This window comes from Noviherbaspirillum galbum (assembly GCF_010974945.1).
In the GTDB taxonomy this organism is placed as follows: Bacteria; Pseudomonadota; Gammaproteobacteria; order Burkholderiales; family Burkholderiaceae_D; genus Noviherbaspirillum; species Noviherbaspirillum galbum.
Genome location: NZ_JAAIVB010000037.1, coordinates 1 through 19,002, shown reverse-complemented (window position 1 = coordinate 19,002; position 19,002 = coordinate 1). Strand labels below are relative to the sequence as shown.

Sequence of the window (19,002 nt, the reverse complement as noted above, 5' to 3'; positions counted from 1 at the left end):
GACTAGGAGATGATCATGACAAGCAAGCAGTGGATGGCGGTGATGGCCGCCGGCATGGGGCTGGCGCTGGCGGGATGCGGCGGCGGTTCGTCGAGCGTGGCGACGGGCCTGCCCGACGCGGCAACGAGCGGCGGCGCGGCGAACGCGCCCATGGATGTGTACACGAAGAGCGTGGCGCAGCTGGTGTCGAGCTCGTCGGACAGCGCGGAGCCGATGGCGCTGGATGCGAATCCGGCGAGCATGCCGGATGACCTGGAGCCGGTGCCGGTGAGTTGAGTTCTTCCGTTGGGATTCCCGCCTGACGCTGTCGTTCCCGCGCAAGCGGGGATGACAACTGCTGGCGGGGATGGACAGAGCCAAGCCTGTAACTGGCTCTCACCCTGCCCTCAACCTCCGGCCACCGTCATGCTCTCGATCAGAATCGACCCGGTCTCCTTCGTACCGCGGATCAGCGTGTCGGCGCCGATGCCCGCTATCTGCATGAACATGTCCTTCATGTTGCCAGCGATCGTGATCTCTTCCACCGGGTACTGGATCTCGCCATTTTCCACCCAGAAACCCGATGCGCCGCGAGAATAGTCGCCGGTCACGTAGTTCACGCCCTGCCCCATCAGGTCGGTGACCAGCAGGCCCGTGCCGAGCTTGCGCAGCATGGCGCGGAAGTCATCTTCGGGACGGGTAAGGTCCGACGTGATCCTGAGGTTGTGCGAGCCGCCGGCATTGCCGGTCGTCCGCATGCCAAGCTTGCGCGCGGAATAGCTCGACAGGAAATATCCCTGCACGACGCCGTCCTTCACCACCTCGCGCTGCACGGTCTTCACGCCTTCCTCGTCGAAGGGCGAGGAACCCACCGCGCCCGGCAGGTGCGGATCTTCCACCACCTGGATGTGCGGCGCGAACACCGGCTTGCCAAGGGAATCGAGCAGGAAGGTGGACTTGCGGTACAACGCGCCTCCCGACACGGCCTGCACGAAGGCTCCGAGCAGGCCGGCCGCCAGCGGCGCCTCGAACAGCACCGGGCATTTGCGGGTATCGAGCTTGCGTGCCTGCAGGCGGGCCAGCGCGCGCTCCGCGGCGTAGCGGCCGATGTCTTCGGGCTTGGCAAGCTTGCCGGGGTCGCGCGACGACGAATACCAGTCATCGCGCTGCATGTTGCCGCCCCGGCCGGCGATCGGCGCCACCGAGACGGTATGGCGGGAAAAGGGATAGCCGCCCATGAAGCCGCGCGAATTCGCCATCACGAAATGCGACTGCTGCGCATAGACGCTGGCGCCCTCCGAGTTGGTGATACGCTTGTCCACCGCGAAGGCCGCGCCTTCGCAGCGCTTGGCGATCTCCACCGCTTCTTCCGTGGAAATGGTCCAGGGATAGAAGAGGTCCAGGTCGCGCGGCGACATTTCGAGGGTATCCGCGTCGGGCAGGCCGGCGCAGTCGTCCTCGGCGGTGAAGCGCGCGATGTTGTAGGCCGCCTCGACCGTGTCCTTGAGCGAACGCCGAGAGAAGTCGGAGGTGCTGGCATTGCCGCGCCGCACGTGCCCCTGCTCCCCCAGGTACACCGTCACGCCGATGCCCTTGTCCTTGTTCTGTTCTATCGTCTCGATGCTGCCCTTGCGCACCGTGACCGCGAGGCCGTTGCCTTCGCTGATTTCCACGCCGGCATCCGATGCTCCGATTTCCCGGGCGAAACGAAGCACGTCCTGCGCAATCTCTCTCAACTGGTCCTGGGTTTGGGTAAAAACGGAGTTGCTCATGGGCTTGTTTTTCTCGTTTCGATTTAAAACGGTTATCATATCAGCCGTTGCCAAAAAGCCCTTGATGCGCGACGCGCCTTGCCGCGCCGCCCGGCTCTCTCACTCTATTCTCTATCATGGTCAATCCCAACCGGGGCGCCGTCGGCTTCAACTCCGCCGAGTTCGAGCAAAAGTACGACCGCCCGTCCAAGTCCCAGCTCAAGCGCGAGATGACCGCGCTCCAGGAGCTGGGCGAAGAACTGGTTTCGCAACCCAAGGACCGCGTGAAGCGCGTGCCGATGCCCGAGGACGTGCGCGAAGCCATCCTCGAATGCCAGAAGATCAAGGATCACGAAGGGCGCCGCCGGCAGATGCAGTACGTCGGCAAGAAGATGCGCACGCTCGAAGAGGAAGAAATCGCCGCCATCCAGCGCGTGATCGACAGCTGGAAAGGCGCGTCCAAGGCGGAAACCGCCGCGCTGCATGCGCTTGAACGCCGGCGCGACAAGCTGCTGGCCGACGACGGCGCGCTGACTGACCTCAAGCAGCAATATCCCGACGTGGACGTGCAGAAGCTGCGCACGCTCATCCGCAATGCCCGCAAGGAGCAGGCGGAGAGCAAGCCGCCCAAGGCTTACCGCGAGATCTTCCAGGTGCTCAAGGACCTGGCCGCCGGCGCGGCCAAGGCCAATCCCACCCCGACCGATGCGCAGGACGACGATGAGCAGACTGACGAGGAATGACCCCGACGAGTTGCTGATCGGCCTGGTGTCGATCTCCGACCGCGCTTCCAGCGGCGTCTATGAAGACCAGGGCATCCCTGCGCTGCGCGACTGGTTCTCGTCGGCCCTCGCCAGCCCCTGGCAGATGGCGACCCGGCTCATTCCCGACGAGCGCGCGCGCATCGAGCAGGCGCTGATCGAACTCGTCGACGAGGCAGGCTGCGACCTGGTGCTGACCACCGGCGGCACCGGCCCCGCGCGGCGCGACGTCACGCCCGAAGCCACGCTGGCGGTGGCCACCAAGGAAATGCCCGGCTTCGGCGAGCAGATGCGCCAGATCAGCCTGCGGTTCGTGCCGACCGCCATCCTTTCCCGCCAGGTGGCGGTGATCCGCGAAACCGCCGATCACGCCGCGCTCATCATGAATCTTCCCGGCCAGCCGAAGTCAATCAAGGAGACGCTGGAAGGCCTGAAGGATGCGGAAGGAAAGCAACTCGTGCCCGGCATCTTCGCGGCCGTACCCTACTGCATCGACCTCATCGGCGGGCCCTACATCGAGACGCACGAGGCCGTCTGCAAGGCGTTCCGGCCCAAGTCCGCCATCCGGCAGAAATAAACCGGCGCACGCGCGCTGCTCCGGTTGGCCGGCAACACTTTCAAGGAGCAGCATGAGCACACCCCAACTCGAATTCATCGAACTCAGCACCGGCCCGGCTCCGTCGGCCTCCGTCATCTGGCTGCACGGACTGGGCGCGGACGGCAGCGACTTCGTGCCCATCGTGCATGAACTCGATCGCACCGGTCTTCCGGACATCCGCTTCATCTTCCCCCACGCCCCCACAATGCCGGTCACCGTCAACAACGGCTACGTCATGCGGGCGTGGTACGACATTCTCGGCGTGGACCTGGTGCGGCGGGAAGACGAAGGCGGCCTGCGCAGCTCGCAGGCCCTGGTCGAGGAATTCATCGCCCATGAAAAGGCGCGCGGCATTCCCGCGAACCGCATCGTGCTCGCCGGCTTCTCGCAAGGCTGCGCGATGACACTGCAGACCGGTTTGCGCCATCCGGAGGCACTGGCAGGGTTGCTCTGCCTGTCAGGGTATCTGCCGCTGCATGCCGTCGTGGCACAGGAACGGCATGCGGCCAACCAGGGGACGCCGATCTTTCTTTGCCATGGCACGCATGATCCGGTGATTCCGATCGCGCGGGCGGAACAGTCTCGGGATGTGCTGGTGGGGTTGGGGTATGAGGTGGAGTGGCATGCGTACGGGATGCCGCATTCGGTTTGCGCGGAGGAAGTGCGGGATGTGAGCGGGTGGTTGCGGAGGGTATTGGGGAACTAGGAGGGACACGCTCCGTTCGTCGCGCTCATTTGCCAATGCCCCCGTCATTCCCGCGAAGGCGGGAATCCCGTTTCAGCCGTCCGGAGAAACCCGCAATGGGATTCCCGCCTTCGCGGGAATGACAGCACGTAGCGCGGGCTTCAAGAACTCCCGCCTTCTATTACTTGAACACCACCGTCTTGTGCCCGTTGAGCAGAATCCTTTGCTCGACGAACCACTTCACCGCGCGCGCCAGCACCACGCATTCCACGTCGCGGCCGATGGCGGTCAGGGTTTCCGGTTCCATCGCGTGATCAACCCGTTCCACGTCCTGCTCGATGATCGGGCCCTCGTCGAGGTCGCTGGTCACGAAATGCGCGGTGGCGCCGATGAGCTTCACGCCGCGTTCGTGCGCCTGGTAGTAGGGCTTCGCGCCCTTGAAGCTGGGCAGGAAGGAATGGTGGATGTTGATCGCACGGCCGCGCAAGGCTTCGCAGAGCTGGGGCGAGAGGATCTGCATGTAGCGTGCGAGGACGACGAGGTCGATGTCGTTGTCTCGCACGATCTCCAGCACCCGCTCCTCCTGGATGCGCTTGGCTTCCGGCGAGGCGCCGGCCTTGAGCGGCAGGTGGTGGAAGGGAATGTTGTAGCTGGCGGCGAGCTGGTAGAACTCGGTGTGGTTGGAGACGATCGCGGGAATTTCAACGTGCAGCAGGCCGCTGCGGTAGCGGAACAGCAGGTCGTTGAGGCAGTGCCCGATCTTGGACACCATGATCATCATGCGCGGCTTCTTGTGCGCATCATGCAGCTCGGCGTTCATCTTCAGCTCGCGGGCGACTTCGGCGAAGCGTGCGCGGAGGGTTTCGTCGCTGATCGACGCGTCTTCCGAGGCGAAGTGAACGCGCATGAAAAAGAGCTGGGACTGGGCATCGCCGAACTGGGCGGAGTCGATGATGTTGCAGCCGTTCTCGGCGAGGAAGCCCGAGACGCGATGCACGATGCCGCGGTGATCGGGACAAGACAGGGTCAGGATGTATTCCGGGTGCGTCATGATGAGGAAGGTCGATGCCGTGCCGTCTGCCGGCGCCGGGCTGCGATGTCGAATGCGAAGAAACCGCTATTGTCGCACGGCTGGGAAAGGGAAAACAAAAACCCGGATGCGGGCGCATCCGGGTTTCGTGTCGTATCGCGGGCGGCGTGCCTGGTTTAAGGGCGGCGCCGCCAGATACCGAACGCAGGCCGATCAGCCGACCTTGGCGACGGTCAGGCCCTTGTTGGCCGCGGCGGAGGTGCCAACCTGGATGTCGCCGGACAGCTGGCCGCCTTCTTCGATGACGAGCTTGCCATAGCGGACCTTGCCGGTGACCTTGCCGGTGGAGTAGATAACCAGCTTTTGGCGGACGGTCAGGTCGCCGTCGAATTCGCCGCGGATCTCGGCGATGTCGATTTCGGCGGAACCCTTGAAGGCGCCGATGTCGGCGATCTGGATCACGCGGGAATCGATGGTGGCTTCGACACGGCCTTCGACCACGAGCGTGTCGCAATCGGTGATCTCGACGCCCTTGAGCTTGATGTTCGGGCCGACGATCAGCTTGCTGCCGACTTCGTTGGTGCTGGACGTGCTGGTGTCAGCGGCAGGAGCGGCGGCGCCCATGGCGCCGGTGTTGCCAGTGATCGGCGCAACCGACTTCGGCAAGCCCGTCGCGGAACCAGTCGGAACGATGCCGCTGCTGGTCTGGAGCGGGGAGTTCGGGGTGTTGGAATCTTTTTTGCCAAAGAGGTTTTCGGAACGAAGCATGTGATCTCCTGAGAGTAACGTGAGTGGTCAACCTGGTATTGCGATAATCCGGGACGCGTCCGCATCCCGCATGAGCCCTCGATGCATCCTGATCTTGTGTTCTCAAGAGGGCCCATCGACTGGCATTGACGCTGAAGCCGCAAAAATCGCTTCTTGAACCGCGGCAATGCCGTCATGCCCTGCTTCGGCTTTGTTCTCGACGGAAAGTTCCAAGGGAAAACAACTCGGTTACATCTTTTTTGAAAAAAGCACGACCGTTCAAATTTATTGTATAGTAGCCCACGCTCTACCACACTGAAACACCTTGCCTACCAGGAGACCTCGACATGACAACGACCTTGACGAACCAGCAGTTCCGCCTCGCCGCCCGCCCCGTCGGCATGCCAAAACCGACCGACTGGAAATTCACCACCGAGCCGTTGCGCGAGCCTGCTGAAGGCGAAGTCGTCGTCAAGGCAATCTACCTCTCCCTGGACCCGGCCATGCGCGGCTGGATGAACGAAGGCAAGTCCTACATCCGCCCCGTCATGATCGATGAAGTGATGCGCGCGGGTGGCCTCGGGAAGGTCGTCGCCTCGCGTTCGCCGAAATTCGCGGTGGGCGACTACGTGTCCGGCGCGATCGGCGTGCAGAATTACTGGGTCGGCCCGGCGGACGACAAAACGGCCGGCCTGTACAAGGTCGACCCGAAGGCGGCCCCCCTTCCCAAGTACCTGAACGCGCTCGGCATGCCCGGCATGACCGCCTATTTCGGCCTGCTCGACGTCGGCCAGCCCAAAGCCGGCGAGACGGTGGTGGTGTCCGGCGCGGCCGGCGCGGTGGGCCAGACGGTGGGCCAGGTCGCGCGGCAGAAGGGTTGCCGCGTGGTCGGCATCGCCGGCGGCAAGGACAAATGTGATTTCGTGGTCAACGAACTCGGCTTCGACGCCTGCATCGACTACAAGAACGGCTCGGTGCGCGAGGGCTTGAAGCAGCATTGCCCGAAGGGCGTGGATGTGTACTTCGACAACGTCGGCGGCGAGATCCTGGACGATGTGCTCACCCGCATCAACATGAAGGCGCGCATCATCATCTGCGGCGCGATCTCGCAGTACAACAACACCACGCCGGTGAAGGGCCCCGCCAACTACCTCTCGCTGCTGGTCAACCGCGCCCGCATGGAAGGCATCGTGGTGTTCGACTACGCCGACCGCTATCCCGTCGCGGTGGCCGAAATGGCAAAGTGGATGCAGGCAGGCAGCTTCAAGACGCGCGAAGACATCGTCGAAGGCCTGGAGAAATTCCCGGAAGCCCTGCTTATGCTGTTCGAAGGGAAAAACTTCGGCAAGCTGATCCTGAAGGTGGGCGACGAAGCCTGAGTCACCCCAGGTGCCGCCCTGCCCTGCCGGTCAGCGCAGGGGGCGGCACTGCCGCAATTCGCATTTCGCCATGAAGGTCGTGCCGTTGTCGCACTGCAGCCGGTAGACCTCGACCGGCCCCTTGTCGGTGACGAGGCCGGCGCCGGCGCGGCCGGTGCAGCCGAAGCGCTGTGCAAGGCGCTCGACCGTGGCGGACGACACGCCCGAACGGAATTCCACCTTTTGCACCGTTACCTTGCCGTCCGCGTCCGCGACCTCGATGGTCTGCTGCGGCAGGTCGGGGTTGCGCGCCACCTTGCGTACAGGCGCCTCGACCTTCGGTTCGCTGTCGCCGAATCCGGGCAGCTTGAAATTGGCGCAACCTGCCAGCAGGGCAATGCTGAGGGAGACGGCGGTCAGTGACAAGGTCTTCATCGGCTGGGAATTCCTGGATTGACTGAAAGGATGGATGACAGCGGGCAGTGTATAACGCGTCGTGACCGCAGGGCAATATTGCGCGCCGGTCATCCGGCGCAAGGCCAACAAAAAAGCGCCGCGGATTGCTCCTGCGGCGCCTTCTTCCTGCTTGCCGGCCCAGCCGGCCCGACCCTTGTACTTACTTGCTGCGGCTGCGGTATTCGCCGGTGCGGGTGTCGATTTCGATCTTGTCGCCGATTTCAACGAAGAGCGGAACCGGAATTTCATAGCCGGTGGAAATCTTCGCGGGCTTCAGGACCTTGCCCGAGGTGTCGCCCTTGACGGCCGGCTCGGTGTAGGTGATTTCGCGGACGATGGTGGTGGGCAGTTCGACGGAGATGGCCTTGCCGTTGTAGAACACCACTTCGCAAGCCATTGCGTCCTGCAGGTAATTCAGCGCGTCGCCCATGTTTTCGGCTTCGACTTCGTACTGGTTGTAGTCGGCGTCCATGAAGACATACAGCGGATCGGCGAAGTAGGAGTAGGTCACTTCCTTCTTCTCAAGGATGACGACGTCGAACTTGTCGTCGGCCTTGTAGACGGTTTCCTGGCCGGCGCTGGTCAGCAGGTTCTTCATCTTCATCTTGACCACGGCGGCGTTGCGGCCGGACTTGTTGTATTCAGCCTTGAGGACGACCATCGGCTCGGTGCCGATCATGACGACGTTGCCGACGCGGACTTCTTGTGCGGTTTTCATATGGTATCTACTAATCTACTGAGAGTGTAAAGCTCGGAGAGAGCCCGTGGTTGGATTCAGCGCCTGGCCGCGCGCGACACCGGCGTCTTCTTGGTAAAGCCTTGTATCTTAACCGATTTCCTGCGCGAACTGAATCAGCTTGGCCGCCAGATCGCCATTTTTTGCGAGCGTTCCGGACCATTGCAGGGCATGCATTGCCAATCTTTCCCGTGCCGCCAGGAAGGATGTCCACGCGGGCTCGAGGTCTCCCCCGCCGTTCCAGGCGGACCACATGGCGCGCAGGATCGCCGCATCGTCCGGCGCGAGGCCGGCGGTGAAGCGCGAGAGGAAGGCGTCGAGCTTGGTCCAGTGCGCGCCATCGTCCTGGGGATAGATGTGCCACACGAACGGCCGCGCCGCCCATTGCGCGCGGACGAAGGAATCCTCGCCCCGCACGAGGTTCAGGTCACACGACCAGAGCAGGCGGTCATAGTCGCCCTGTTCGACGAAGGGCAGCACATGCACGCCGGCGGCGCCGCGCCATCCCGACGCGCCGGCATGCGCGGGCTGGCCGAGGAAGCGCTCCACCGCCTCGCGCGCCACACCCTCCGGCACCAGCAGGAGCACGGGCGGCTCCTTGCCGTTATTGTCCCTGCCGACCTTCTGCAACAAGGCATCGAGCGGTGCGCCCGGGTAGCAGAACACAGAGACCGTGAGCGCGCCATCGGGCACCTGCACGCCGAGGCTGGCGAGAAAGGCCTTGCCGTTTTCAGGCCGGGACTGGAATGCCGCGCGCCGCGCCGCAAGATCGCGTTCCACGGGCAAGCCGCCGGTGGCCGCGGTGAAGCCAGGGAAAAAGAAGTGCTTGACCAGGCCCAGCGAGGGATGGCGCGAGACCATCTTGTGACAGCCCTCCACCCATGCTTCCGCGCTCAGGTATTCGAGGTTGATCCATGCCGGCGGCACGGCGCGCCGTGCCATTGCGTCGATCATTGCCGGGGGAAGATCGCATGCGAAGGCCTCGATGACGAGGTCGGCGACCTGCGTCGGCTCGGGCGTGGCGAAGGAATCGGTCCAGCGCCTCACCTCGACGCCCTGAACGTGCTGGAGATCAAGGCGAGGATCGAGGCCGGGCTGGATGCGTGCGAAGCTCGCCAGCTCATCGACCCAGAGCCGGACCGCGATGCCATGTTCGTGCGCGAACTGGCGCGCAAGCCGCCAGCACACGCCGATGTCGCCGTAGTTGTCGACGACGCGGCAGAACAGGTCGATGGTGCGCGGTGTGGTCATGGCGTCATGCGCGTTGATGGATCGAAATCTGGATCTGAGCTTGGACAAAACGTGAAGCGGTTCTTCCGGGAACGAACGACATTTCGAAAGCGACCCACAAAGCAAAAGCGCCACGCAATTTCTTGCGCGGCGCTTTTATCTGGCGTCCCCACGGGGATTCGAACCCCGGTACTCACCGTGAAAGGGTGATGTCCTAGGCCTCTAGACGATGGGGACAGAAACCTGTCGAACTGCGACCTATTATACCGTATCTTCTTGCTTTTCGCTAATGCTACCTGCTTACATCTCAGGTCGCTTGGTGGAGGTAAGCGGGATCGAACCGCTGACCTCTTGCATGCCATGCAAGCGCTCTCCCAGCTGAGCTATACCCCCTTGCGAAGAAACGAGAGTATAGCAAACGCTTTTCTCCCATGTAAAGCCTGCTCAGGAATTTTCCTGAATAAATTTTCCGAGGCGGCTCAGCACGGTCTCGCGTCCGAACAATTCCAGCACTGCATCGATCGCCGGCGTTTGCAGCTGGCCGGTCACGATGAGGCGCAAGGGCATGGCGAGCTGCGGCATCTTGAGCTTGTGCGCCGCCAGCACTTCCTTCATGGACGCCGCAATCGCCGCTTTGTTCCACTCGACGTCGCGAAGCGCGCCGGCAAGCTGCGCCAGCGCGGGCTTGACCGCGTCGGTCACGTGCTGGGTGACGAGGGCGGCATCGGGCGCGGGCTGGCGGTAGAACAGCATGGCCGCGTCGGCGAGTTCGTTGATGGTGTTGGCGCGCTCCTTGAGCAGGCCGATCACCGGCGCGAGATCGGGCGCTCCGCCGAACTGCGCGCCCTCGCGCTCCAGCACCGGGCGTGCGAGATCTGCCAGCCGCGCATTGTCGGCCAACTTGATGTAGTGGTTGTTGAGCCAGGCGAGCTTTTCGGGATTGAACTGCGCCGGCGACTTCGACAGGTGGTCGACGTCGAACCACTGGGTGAACTGCTCCATCGAAAAGATCTCGTCGTCGCCGTGGCTCCAGCCGAGGCGCGCGAGATAATTGAGCATCGCTTCCGGCAGGAATCCCTGGGCGGGGTATTCCATCACGCTCACCGCGCCGTGGCGCTTGGACAGCTTCTCGCCGTCGGCGCCGAGGATCATCGGCACATGCCCGTACTCGGGCAGCGTGGCGCCGAGCGCGCGCAGTATGTTGATCTGGCGGGGCGTGTTGTTGACGTGGTCGTCGCCGCGGATAACGTGGGTCATCTGCATGTCCCAGTCGTCGACCGCGACGCAGAAGTTGTAGGTCGGCGTGCCGTCGGGACGGGCGATCACGAGGTCGTCGAGTTCGCGGTTGGAAATCGTGATCGGGCCCTTGACCATGTCGTTCCAGGTGACGTCGCCGTCGATCGGGTTCTTGAAGCGCACCACCGGCTTGATGCCTTCCGGCACCGTCGGCAAGGTCTTGCCCGGCTCGGGACGCCAGGTGCCGTCGTAGCGAGGCTTCTCGCCTGCGGCGCGGAAACGTTCGCGCATGGCCTCGACTTCTTCCGGCGAGCAGTAGCAGTAATAGGCGGTGCCGGCGTCCAGCATCTGCGCCACCACCTCGCGATAGCGGTCCATGCGCTTCATCTGGTAGAACGGTCCCTCGTCGTGCTGCAGGCCCAGCCATTGCATGCCTTGCAGAATCGCTTCCACAGCCTCGGGCGTGGAGCGCTCAAGGTCGGTGTCCTCGATGCGGAGGATGAAGGTACCGCCATGGTGGCGGGCGAAGGCCCAGGAAAACAGCGCGGTGCGGGCGCCGCCGAGGTGCAGGTAGCCGGTCGGGCTGGGGGCGAATCGGGTGCGGACGGTCATGGTAAAGAAAAACGGCCTTGGGGTGCCAAAGCCGTCGTTTGCGGAGGAAAAGCGTTATTTTACATGCACCGCGGCTTTCCCCGGCATGAGTCCGCCGCCCGCGGCACTCCCGGCCCGCCGGCTGCTAGAATGGCAGTTTTCCCGAAAAGACACGCACCGCCCATGAGCACCGCAACGCGCACCACCACGCCCCGCAAGCTGTTCGTCACCACGGCCCTGCCCTATGCCAACGGCGCCTTCCATATCGGCCACATCATGGAATACATCCAGGCCGACATCTGGGTGCGTTTCCAGCGCATGCAGGGCAACGAGGTGCACTTCGTCGGCGCGGACGATGCCCACGGCGCGCCCATCATGATCGCCGCCGAAAAGGCCGGCGTCACGCCCCAGGATTTCGTGGCGAAGATCGCCGCCGGCCGCCAGCAGTACCTCGACGGCTTCCACATCAGCTTCGACAATTGGCATTCCACCGACGCGCCGGAAAACCACACGCTGTCCCAGGAAATCTACCGCCGCCTGCGCGACGAGGCGAAGCTCATCACGACCAAGACCATCGAACAGTTCTTCGATCCGGTCAAGGCCATGTTCCTGCCCGACCGCTACATCAAGGGCGAGTGTCCGAAGTGCGGCGCCAAGGACCAGTACGGCGATTCCTGCGAGGTCTGCAGCGCGGTCTACGCGCCGACCGACCTGAAGAACCCCTATTCCACGCTGAGCGGCGCCACGCCGGTGCTCAAGACCTCCGACCATTATTTCTTCCAGCTGTCCGATCCGAAGTGCGTGGCCTTCCTGAAGGAATGGACGCAGGCGACGGACCGCCTGCAGCCGGAAGTCATGAACAAGGCGGCGGAATGGCTGCATGGCGACGAGGGCCTCGGCGACTGGGACATAAGCCGCGACGCGCCCTACTTCGGCATCGAGATCCCCGACGCGCCGGGCAAGTACTTCTACGTCTGGCTGGACGCGCCGGTGGGCTACCTCGCCTCGCTGAAGAATTACTTCGACAAGACCGGCCGCGACTACGACGCCTTCATGGCCGACCCGACGACCGAGCAGTACCACTTCATCGGCAAGGACATCATCTACTTCCATACGCTGTTCTGGCCGGCGATGCTGAAGTTCTCGGGCTTCAAGGTGCCGAGCAACGTGTTCGTGCACGGCTTCATCACCGTCAGCGGTGAAAAGATGTCCAAGTCGCGCGGTACCGGCATCTCGCCGCTGCGCTACCTCGACATCGGCATGAATCCGGAATGGCTGCGCTACTACATCGCCGCCAAGCTCAACGCCAAGGTGGAAGACGTCGACTTCAACCCCGACGACTTCGTCTCGCGCGTCAACGCCGACCTGATCGGCAAGTACGTCAACATCGCCAGCCGCGCCGCCGGCTTCATCACCAAGCGCTTCGACGGCAAGCTGAGCGATGGCGGCAACGACGCCGGCTGGCGCGCGCGTTTCGCCGAGAGCGAAGGCGCGATCCGCGACGCCTTCGAGGCCCGTGAATTCGGCAAGGCGATCCGGCAGATCATGGCGCTGGCCGACGAGATCAACCAGTACGTCGACACGAAGAAGCCCTGGGAACTGGCGAAGAACCCCGACAACAACCAGGAACTGCAGGACGTCTGCAGCAACCTGCTGCGCGCCTTCTACTGCCTGACCATCTACCTCGCGCCCATCCTGCCGGCGCTGGCACGCAAGGTGTCCGCGCTGTTCAAGCTGGAACGCGACCTCGTTTGGGCCGACCTGAAGACGCTGCCCGAGTCCATCGGCACCTTCGAGCACCTCATGCAACGCGTCGATCCGAAGATGCTGGATGCGCTGTTCGAGCCGCCGGCACCGGCCGTGTCCGCAACCGCACCCGAAACCGCAGCGGCGCCCGCCGCCAACATCGAACCCATCGACGCCGAGATCAAGATCGACGACTTTTCCAAGGTCGACCTGCGCATCGCGAAGATCGTCAACTGCGAGCACGTCGAAGGCTCGGACAAGCTGCTGCGCCTGACCCTCGACGTCGGCGAAGGCCGCATGCGCAACGTGTTCTCGGGCATCAAGTCGGCCTACAAGCCGGAAGACCTGGTCGGCAAGCTGACGATCATGGTGGCCAATCTCGCGCCGCGCAAGATGAAGTTCGGCATCTCGGAGGGCATGGTGCTGGCTGCCTCGGGCGCCGACGAGAAGGCCAACCCCGGCCTGTACATCCTCACCCCCTGGCCCGGCGCCGAACCGGGCATGAGGGTGCGCTAACCATGCCTGGCCACGCCATCCGGGTGCGGGAGGCGACGCTGGACGATGCCCAGCTGATCGCCGACCTGACGCGGGCGTGCTGGTCCGGGAAAGTGGCGGTGACGTCCAGCGGCCACCGGGAAACCGCGGTACGCGTGCTTGAACACCTGCAGCATGGCGGCGGCTTCGTGCTCCTGCGCGACGAGGAAGCGGTCGGATCGGTACGCTGGATGCCGCACGACACCGATTCCAGCATCTGGGACATCATGCGCATGGGCGTGCTGCCGGGCTGCCGCGGGGAGCACCTGTCCAAGGACCTGCTCGAGGCGGTGATCCACCATGCGCTGGCAGCCGACGTCAGCGAACTCCGGCTGGCGGTGAGGTCGGACCAGGCGCGCCTGCTCGACCTGTATGCCGCCTATGGCTTCGAGCTCGCGCCGGAACTGGAGTACGCGCACGCCAATCCCGCCGAGCCGGCGCCGATGGTGATGCGCAGGAAGCTGGGGTATTGAAATTCGGAAATGGGATCCCCGCCTGCGCGGGGATGACAAGGATGAAAGGACGGAAGTCGGTCTTGTCTGCATCCGGCAAAGCACCCGCTGTCATTCCCGCGCAGGCGGGAGTCCCATTTCACCATACGCCGTCCCCTGTGGCACATTTAGCATCCCCGCCGGATTTCTTTGCTGGAAGAGCTGTCAAGGCAAGGTAAAATAGCGCCAGCTTGTTACCCACTTTCGCCATCATGTTCAAAAAACAAACCGCCTACGTCTCCGAATTCGAAAATTTCCTCAACGACATGAAGGACAAGAATCCGAAGATCGAGGAAGGCCAGCGCGCCGGCCGCGCCATCTTGTGGGACAAGGCGCCGATCGACCTCGATGCCCGCCGCCGCGCCGACGAATCCCGCGTCAAGCAGCTGCCCTACGTCTACCAGTCCAAGCATTAAGACGTGAACACGCCGCAGGACCTGCTGCTCGACGGACAGCCCGATTCCACGCCGGACGTGATCGACGGCGTGGCTTTCGCCAAGCTGTACGGCGAGCCGCTGTTCAAGCTGCCGAACGATCTCTACATTCCGCCCGACGCGCTGGAAATCTTCCTCGAAGCCTTCCAGGGACCGCTCGACCTGCTGCTCTACCTCATCCGCAAGCAGAACTTCAACATCCTCGACATCCCGATGGCCCAGGTTACGCACCAGTACCTGGAATACGTCGACCAGATCCGCTCGCGCAACCTCGAACTCGCCGCCGAATACCTGCTGATGGCGGCCATGCTCATCGAGATCAAGTCGCGCATGCTGCTGCCGGTCAAGAAGTCCGACACCGGCGAGGAAGCCGAGGATCCGCGCGCCGAACTCGTGCGCCGGCTGCTCGAGTATGAACAGATGAAGCTGGCGGCGCAGCAGATCGACGCCCTGCCCCAGCTCGGCCGCGACTACGTGCGCGCGCAGATCCACATCGAGCAGAGCGTGGTGACCCGCTGGCCGGACGTCAACCTGAGCGAGCTGCAGGCCGTGTGGGGCGACATCCTCAAGCGCGCCAAGCTGACGCAGCACCACACCATCAGCCGCGAGGAGCTGTCGGTGCGCGAGCACATGACGAGCATCCTGAGACGCCTGCAATCGACCCGCTTCGTGGAATTCGCCGACCTGTTCGACCCGTCGCGCGGCGTGCCGGTGGTGGTCGTCAACTTCATCGCCCTGCTCGAGCTGGCCAAGGAGACCCTGATCGAGATCACGCAGGCCGAGGCCTTCGCGCCGATCTATGTCCGCCTCGCCTACGCGCCGAGCGAGCAATAGACCGGGGCCCATTTTTCCTTCGCATTTCTTCTGCCATGAAAATCATCTCTTCCATCGACGAGCTGCGCGACCAACTGCGCGGCCAGCTGCGCACCGCCTTCGTCCCGACCATGGGCAACCTGCATGAAGGCCACCTGTCGCTGATGCGCCTGGCGCGCAAGCATGGGGATCCGGTGGTGGCATCGATCTTCGTCAACCGCCTGCAGTTCGGTCCCAACGAAGACTTCGACAAATACCCGCGCACCTTCCAGGCCGACATCGACAAGCTCGAGAAGGAAGGCGTGTATGTGCTGTTCGCGCCCACCGAGCGGGATATGTACCCCGAGCCGCAGGAATACCGCGTACAGCCGCCCAACACGCTCGGCAACATCCTCGAAGGCGAGTTCCGCCCCGGCTTCTTCACCGGCGTGACCACCATTGTGCTCAAGCTGTTCTCGTGCGTACAGCCGCGCGTGGCGGTCTTCGGCAAGAAGGACTACCAGCAGCTCATGATCGTGCGCAACATGTCCAAGCAGTTCGCGCTGCCCACCGAGATCATCGCCGCCGAAACCTGGCGCGCCGACGACGGCCTCGCCCTGTCCTCGCGCAACGGCTACCTGTCGGCCGAGGAACGCGCCGAAGCGCCCCAGCTCTACAGGCTGCTCAACGAAGTGGCGGACGAAGTGCGTTCCGGGCATCTCGACATGTTCGAGCTGGAGCGCACAGCCATGGCCAGGCTCGCCGGTCGCGGCTGGAAGCCGGACTACATCGCCATCCGCAAGCGTTCCGACCTGCAGCCGCCGACCGGCGGCGACCTCGCCAACAACGAGCCCCTCGTGGTGGTCGCGGCCGCCAAGCTCGGCACGACGCGCCTGATCGACAACCTGGAAATCTGAGCCTTGCGCCGGATGGCCTTGCCTTCGTTTGGCGTGCTCGGCTTGCTTGCCGCGCTGGCCTGCGCGGCGGAGTCGAGGGCGGCGGTGAGCGTCACCGACGACGCCCAGCGCCAGGTGACCCTGCCGGGCCCGGCGCGGCGCATCGTCAGCCTCGCACCCCACACCACCGAGATGCTGTTCGCCGCCGGCGCGGGCGCGCAGGTGGTCGGCGTCACGGAATTCAGCGACTACCCGCCCGAAGCCCGCAAGCTGCCTTCGGTCGGCAGCGGCGTGTCGCTCGATTTCGAACGCATCCTGGCGCTCAAGCCGGACCTCATCGTCGGCTGGAACAATGGCAATACCGGCACCCAGCTTGCGCGCTTCGAGGCCCTGGGCATTCCGCTCTTCAAAAGCGAACCCCACGACCTGGAAAGCATTCCCTCGTCCATGGAACGCCTCGCCCATCTCGCGGGGACCGATGCCGTGGGAAAGCGCGCCGCCGACGCCTTCCGCGCGCGTCTCGAACGGATCGCCGCCGCCTATCGCGGCCGCAGCGTGCTGCGGGTGTTCTACCAGGTCTGGCGCTCTCCCCTCATGACGCTCAACGACGCCGCCACGCCTTCCAGCGTGCTGAAGCTGTGCGGCGCCCGCAACGTCTTCGGCAACCTGCGCATGATCGCGCCGACGGTCACCGTCGAGGCGGTGCTGCAGGAAGACCCGGACGTGCTGCTCGCGAGCACCGGGGAACACGATGACCCGCTAGCGATGTGGCAGCGTTTCCCCCGGATGAAAGCGGTGGCGCGCGGCCACCTGCTGCATGTCGACGGCAACCTGCTCAACCGCGACGGGCCGCGCATCCTGGATGGGGCCGAGGTGTTGTGCCGCCAGCTGGATGCGGCGCGCGGCGAACGCTAGGCATAGACGCAGGTTTTTCTCGAGGGGCGCGGTCGCCGCCTTTGTCGTCCGCGTTTAGCGCTGGCATCCCCACTTATTTCCGCCGTCCCCACCTGCCTCCGTCATCCACACAACGCTCCGTCATTGCCGTGGAGGCGGGAATCCCATTGTGCGCTTCTCCGGACAACCGAAATAGGATCCACGCCTGCGCGGGGATGACAGAGCGTTGTAGAAGAGACAGAGCGTTGTGGAGATGACCGAGTGTTGTGAAAAAAACGGTCGCGATCGGAATGACAAAGTCAGACGACAATGCCAACCTCTATACCGCGGCGAGCATGCCTTGCGCAACCTTGGCAACACCAACTCCAGGAGCAACGACCGCGCCGGTAGCCCAGGCCACGACGGAAGCCCATTGCTCCAGGTCGCGCTCCACCCGCGACGGCGCCACATCCCACAGCGTCAGCCCGTGCGCGGCAAGTTGGACGTAGTTCTGCGTATCGCGCAGGTGTCCCAGCACAGGCAGTCCGAGCTGCTCCATGTAATGTCCGAGCTGGTCGGCGGAGCGCGTCCGCTGGTTGACCCGCATGCCAACCACGCCCACCTTCGCCTTGCCGCGCCGTGAAGCGAGATCCTGAAGGAAGGCCTGGGTGGCGAGGATGTCGAACATCGAGGGCTGCAAGGGAACGATGACCCGGTCGGCGATGCGCAGCGTCTCTTCCAGCCGCGCACCCGACAGCCCGGCCGGGGTGTCCAGCACGATGTGCGTCGTCCCCTTCGGCGGCTTGCCCACCTGGCCATCGCTGATTTCCCAGGATGCGATAGCGGGCAGGCTGCCCGGGCGCAGCGCCAGCCAGGCGCGGGAGGATTGCTGCACGTCGGCGTCGCCCAGCATGACCTTGTGTCCTTGCCGCGCAAGGTAGCCGGCCAGGTTGGTGGCGATGGTGCTCTTGCCAACGCCGCCCTTGGGATTGGCAATGACGATGACGGTCATGGGGACCTCCGCTGGATGAATGATGAGGAAAGGAAAATGCTTCCACCATAGCAGAAGCCTTGCCTTTCCTTCAAGCACCACCCCACCCCAGAGCGGACCGCGTTCGCTGCCGGGCTGCCCCTATTGCTTGGACTTGGCCGCCTTTTGCGGATCGTCGGCGTCGTTCACGTAGTTGATGTCGAATGGCCCGGTACCCTGGACCTGCACCACCGTCGCTTCCTTGGCGTAGGCATAGTGATGCGCCTTGCCGGGCAGGTAGTGGAAGGCGCCGGCCTTCATGACATGCTCGCCGTCCTTCTTCACGTTGTCGCCGCCGCCGATGGTCAATGCGCCGGAAATGATGGTCAGGTATTCGGATTGGGTATGCCAGTGCGGCGGAATGCGGTATCCCGCTGGCGCCCGCAAGCGGATGACCATCGGTCCTTCCTTGCCGGGATCGCCGGACAGCACGGCGATCTTCGCGCCCTTGGGCAGGCTGGGCGGCGCGTCCTGCCACTTGATGCTGCCAGGATCCACGAAGACCGTTTCATTGGCCGCATCGGCGCCAATCGCGGGGAGCGCGACGAGCATGGACAGCACGGCGAATGAAGCTTGCAGCGGATTGCCAAACCGGAAAACGTTCATGATGTTCTCCCGCGCCGGAGGCGTCACGTTCGACGGGCACGGCGGCACTTGCTGTTGATCCCGATGCCGGGACCGCATTTCGACGTGACGCATTGGTCTTTCCCAACCCTGCGCCGCGAAATGGGTGTCGGCCCCCTTGCAGGCTTGTGCGGCATATCAAAAGCCAGCCTACTCAGTATTGAAAGACAGGCCCGCCACTACCAGCGCCCACTACTTTTGCTTTGACATTACTCAAGCAAATTTCCACGAGAGACCTGTCACGTGTGCGGGCAAGAAGCGACCATGATTGTTGCCAGTTCCGGAATAGTCCATTGTGCCATTTCGGCTTTTTTGTGGAATCCGCAAACACTACACTGCTTCCATCGATGAACGATTCATCGCAGACAGACGGAAGCGCAGCGAGCGCCGTGCCGTCTTCCAGTGAAGCACATGCAGCACCTAT

Annotated in this window: 21 protein-coding genes and 2 tRNA genes; 11 read left to right on the top strand and 12 right to left on the bottom strand. The window is 63.7% G+C overall.

Annotated elements, in window-relative coordinates:
* Positions 1-15: 15 nt before the first annotated feature.
* Positions 16-276, top strand: a complete 261-nt coding sequence (locus tag G3574_RS10645) for a hypothetical protein (RefSeq protein ID WP_163962860.1) — start codon at positions 16-18, stop codon at positions 274-276.
* A 110-nt stretch (positions 277-386) separates the two neighbouring features.
* Here the strand turns inward: G3574_RS10645 and pmbA are convergent, their stop codons facing one another.
* Positions 387-1,751, bottom strand: a complete 1,365-nt coding sequence (gene pmbA / locus G3574_RS10640) for a metalloprotease PmbA (RefSeq protein ID WP_163962858.1) — start codon at positions 1,749-1,751, stop codon at positions 387-389.
* Positions 1,752-1,867: 116 nt separating this feature from the next.
* Between pmbA and yjgA the strand changes: the two genes are divergently transcribed.
* Genes yjgA through G3574_RS10625 form a run of 3 tightly spaced genes read left to right on the top strand, consistent with a single transcriptional unit; the run spans position 1,868 to position 3,795 of the window.
* Positions 1,868-2,473, top strand: a complete 606-nt coding sequence (yjgA, locus tag G3574_RS10635) for a ribosome biogenesis factor YjgA (protein ID WP_163962855.1) — start codon at positions 1,868-1,870, stop codon at positions 2,471-2,473.
* The gene (gene mog / locus G3574_RS10630) at positions 2,451-3,068 is read left to right on the top strand and encodes a molybdopterin adenylyltransferase (RefSeq protein WP_163962853.1); all 618 of its coding nucleotides are present in this window, start codon (positions 2,451-2,453) and stop codon (positions 3,066-3,068) included. The genes yjgA and mog overlap by 23 nt, the downstream gene beginning before the upstream one ends.
* Positions 3,069-3,120: 52 nt before the next feature.
* Positions 3,121-3,795 carry an alpha/beta hydrolase gene (locus G3574_RS10625; RefSeq protein WP_163962851.1) on the top strand — a complete coding sequence of 225 codons (675 nt, stop codon included), beginning with the start codon at positions 3,121-3,123 and terminating at the stop codon, positions 3,793-3,795.
* Positions 3,796-3,955: 160 nt separating this feature from the next.
* Here the strand turns inward: G3574_RS10625 and purU are convergent, their stop codons facing one another.
* Both purU and G3574_RS10615 read right to left on the bottom strand, forming a co-directional pair.
* Positions 3,956-4,825 (bottom strand): formyltetrahydrofolate deformylase, encoded by an 870-nt coding sequence (gene purU / locus G3574_RS10620; protein ID WP_163962849.1) that lies wholly within the window; start codon positions 4,823-4,825, stop codon positions 3,956-3,958.
* Between the two features lie 192 nt (positions 4,826-5,017).
* Positions 5,018-5,572: a bactofilin family protein gene (locus G3574_RS10615; protein WP_163962831.1), complete on the bottom strand. Its 555-nt coding sequence runs from the start codon at positions 5,570-5,572 to the stop codon at positions 5,018-5,020.
* A gap of 326 nt (positions 5,573-5,898) precedes the next feature.
* On the opposite strand from G3574_RS10615, the gene G3574_RS10610 reads away from it, so the two are divergent.
* Positions 5,899-6,930: an NADP-dependent oxidoreductase gene (locus tag G3574_RS10610; RefSeq protein ID WP_163962828.1), complete on the top strand. Its 1,032-nt coding sequence runs from the start codon at positions 5,899-5,901 to the stop codon at positions 6,928-6,930.
* Between the two features lie 30 nt (positions 6,931-6,960).
* Here G3574_RS10610 and G3574_RS10605 read toward each other — a convergent pair whose 3' ends face one another.
* The 6 genes from G3574_RS10605 to gltX form a co-directional block, all read right to left on the bottom strand.
* Positions 6,961-7,344: a hypothetical protein gene (locus tag G3574_RS10605; RefSeq protein ID WP_163962826.1), complete on the bottom strand. Its 384-nt coding sequence runs from the start codon at positions 7,342-7,344 to the stop codon at positions 6,961-6,963.
* Between the two features lie 181 nt (positions 7,345-7,525).
* Complete coding sequence (efp, locus tag G3574_RS10600) at positions 7,526-8,083, bottom strand: elongation factor P (RefSeq protein WP_163962824.1); 558 nt, start codon at positions 8,081-8,083, stop codon at positions 7,526-7,528.
* Positions 8,084-8,191: 108 nt separating this feature from the next.
* A complete protein-coding gene (gene earP / locus G3574_RS10595) occupies positions 8,192-9,352 on the bottom strand; it encodes an elongation factor P maturation arginine rhamnosyltransferase EarP (protein WP_163962822.1) in 1,161 nt (386 codons plus the stop codon).
* Between the two features lie 140 nt (positions 9,353-9,492).
* Positions 9,493-9,568 (bottom strand) — tRNA-Glu (locus G3574_RS10590).
* A gap of 80 nt (positions 9,569-9,648) precedes the next feature.
* Positions 9,649-9,724, bottom strand: a tRNA-Ala gene (locus G3574_RS10585).
* 51 nt (positions 9,725-9,775) lie between these two features.
* Entirely contained in the window at positions 9,776-11,179 is a 1,404-nt protein-coding gene (gltX, locus tag G3574_RS10580) for a glutamate--tRNA ligase (protein WP_163962820.1), read from the bottom strand.
* A gap of 162 nt (positions 11,180-11,341) precedes the next feature.
* Here gltX and metG point away from each other — a divergent pair, with 162 nt between their 5' ends.
* The 6 genes from metG to G3574_RS10550 all read left to right on the top strand — a co-directional run bounded on the left by metG (position 11,342) and on the right by G3574_RS10550 (position 16,966).
* Positions 11,342-13,420, top strand: a complete 2,079-nt coding sequence (metG, locus tag G3574_RS10575; RefSeq protein ID WP_163962818.1) for a methionine--tRNA ligase — start codon at positions 11,342-11,344, stop codon at positions 13,418-13,420.
* Between the two features lie 2 nt (positions 13,421-13,422).
* On the top strand, positions 13,423-13,911 hold the full coding sequence (locus G3574_RS10570) for a GNAT family N-acetyltransferase (RefSeq protein ID WP_163962815.1): 489 nt from the start codon (positions 13,423-13,425) through the stop codon (positions 13,909-13,911).
* A 230-nt stretch (positions 13,912-14,141) separates the two neighbouring features.
* Positions 14,142-14,345, top strand: coding sequence for a DUF3460 family protein (locus tag G3574_RS10565; RefSeq protein WP_163962813.1), 204 nt, complete (start codon positions 14,142-14,144; stop codon positions 14,343-14,345).
* 3 nt (positions 14,346-14,348) lie between these two features.
* A complete protein-coding gene (locus tag G3574_RS10560) occupies positions 14,349-15,197 on the top strand; it encodes a segregation and condensation protein A (RefSeq protein ID WP_163962811.1) in 849 nt (282 codons plus the stop codon).
* 35 nt (positions 15,198-15,232) lie between these two features.
* Positions 15,233-16,072, top strand: a complete 840-nt coding sequence (gene panC, locus G3574_RS10555) for a pantoate--beta-alanine ligase (RefSeq protein WP_163962809.1) — start codon at positions 15,233-15,235, stop codon at positions 16,070-16,072.
* A gap of 12 nt (positions 16,073-16,084) precedes the next feature.
* A complete protein-coding gene (locus G3574_RS10550) occupies positions 16,085-16,966 on the top strand; it encodes a cobalamin-binding protein (protein WP_163963345.1) in 882 nt (293 codons plus the stop codon).
* A 298-nt stretch (positions 16,967-17,264) separates the two neighbouring features.
* Here the strand turns inward: G3574_RS10550 and G3574_RS10545 are convergent, their stop codons facing one another.
* From G3574_RS10545 to G3574_RS28085, 3 genes are all read right to left on the bottom strand, one after another.
* A complete protein-coding gene (locus G3574_RS10545) occupies positions 17,265-17,936 on the bottom strand; it encodes a ParA family protein (RefSeq protein ID WP_163962807.1) in 672 nt (223 codons plus the stop codon).
* Positions 17,937-18,056: 120 nt separating this feature from the next.
* A complete protein-coding gene (locus G3574_RS10540; RefSeq protein WP_163962806.1) occupies positions 18,057-18,560 on the bottom strand; it encodes a cupin domain-containing protein in 504 nt (167 codons plus the stop codon).
* Between the two features lie 172 nt (positions 18,561-18,732).
* Positions 18,733-19,002: hypothetical protein (locus tag G3574_RS28085; RefSeq protein WP_205609734.1), on the bottom strand; the 270-nt coding region annotated here is incomplete at its 5' end.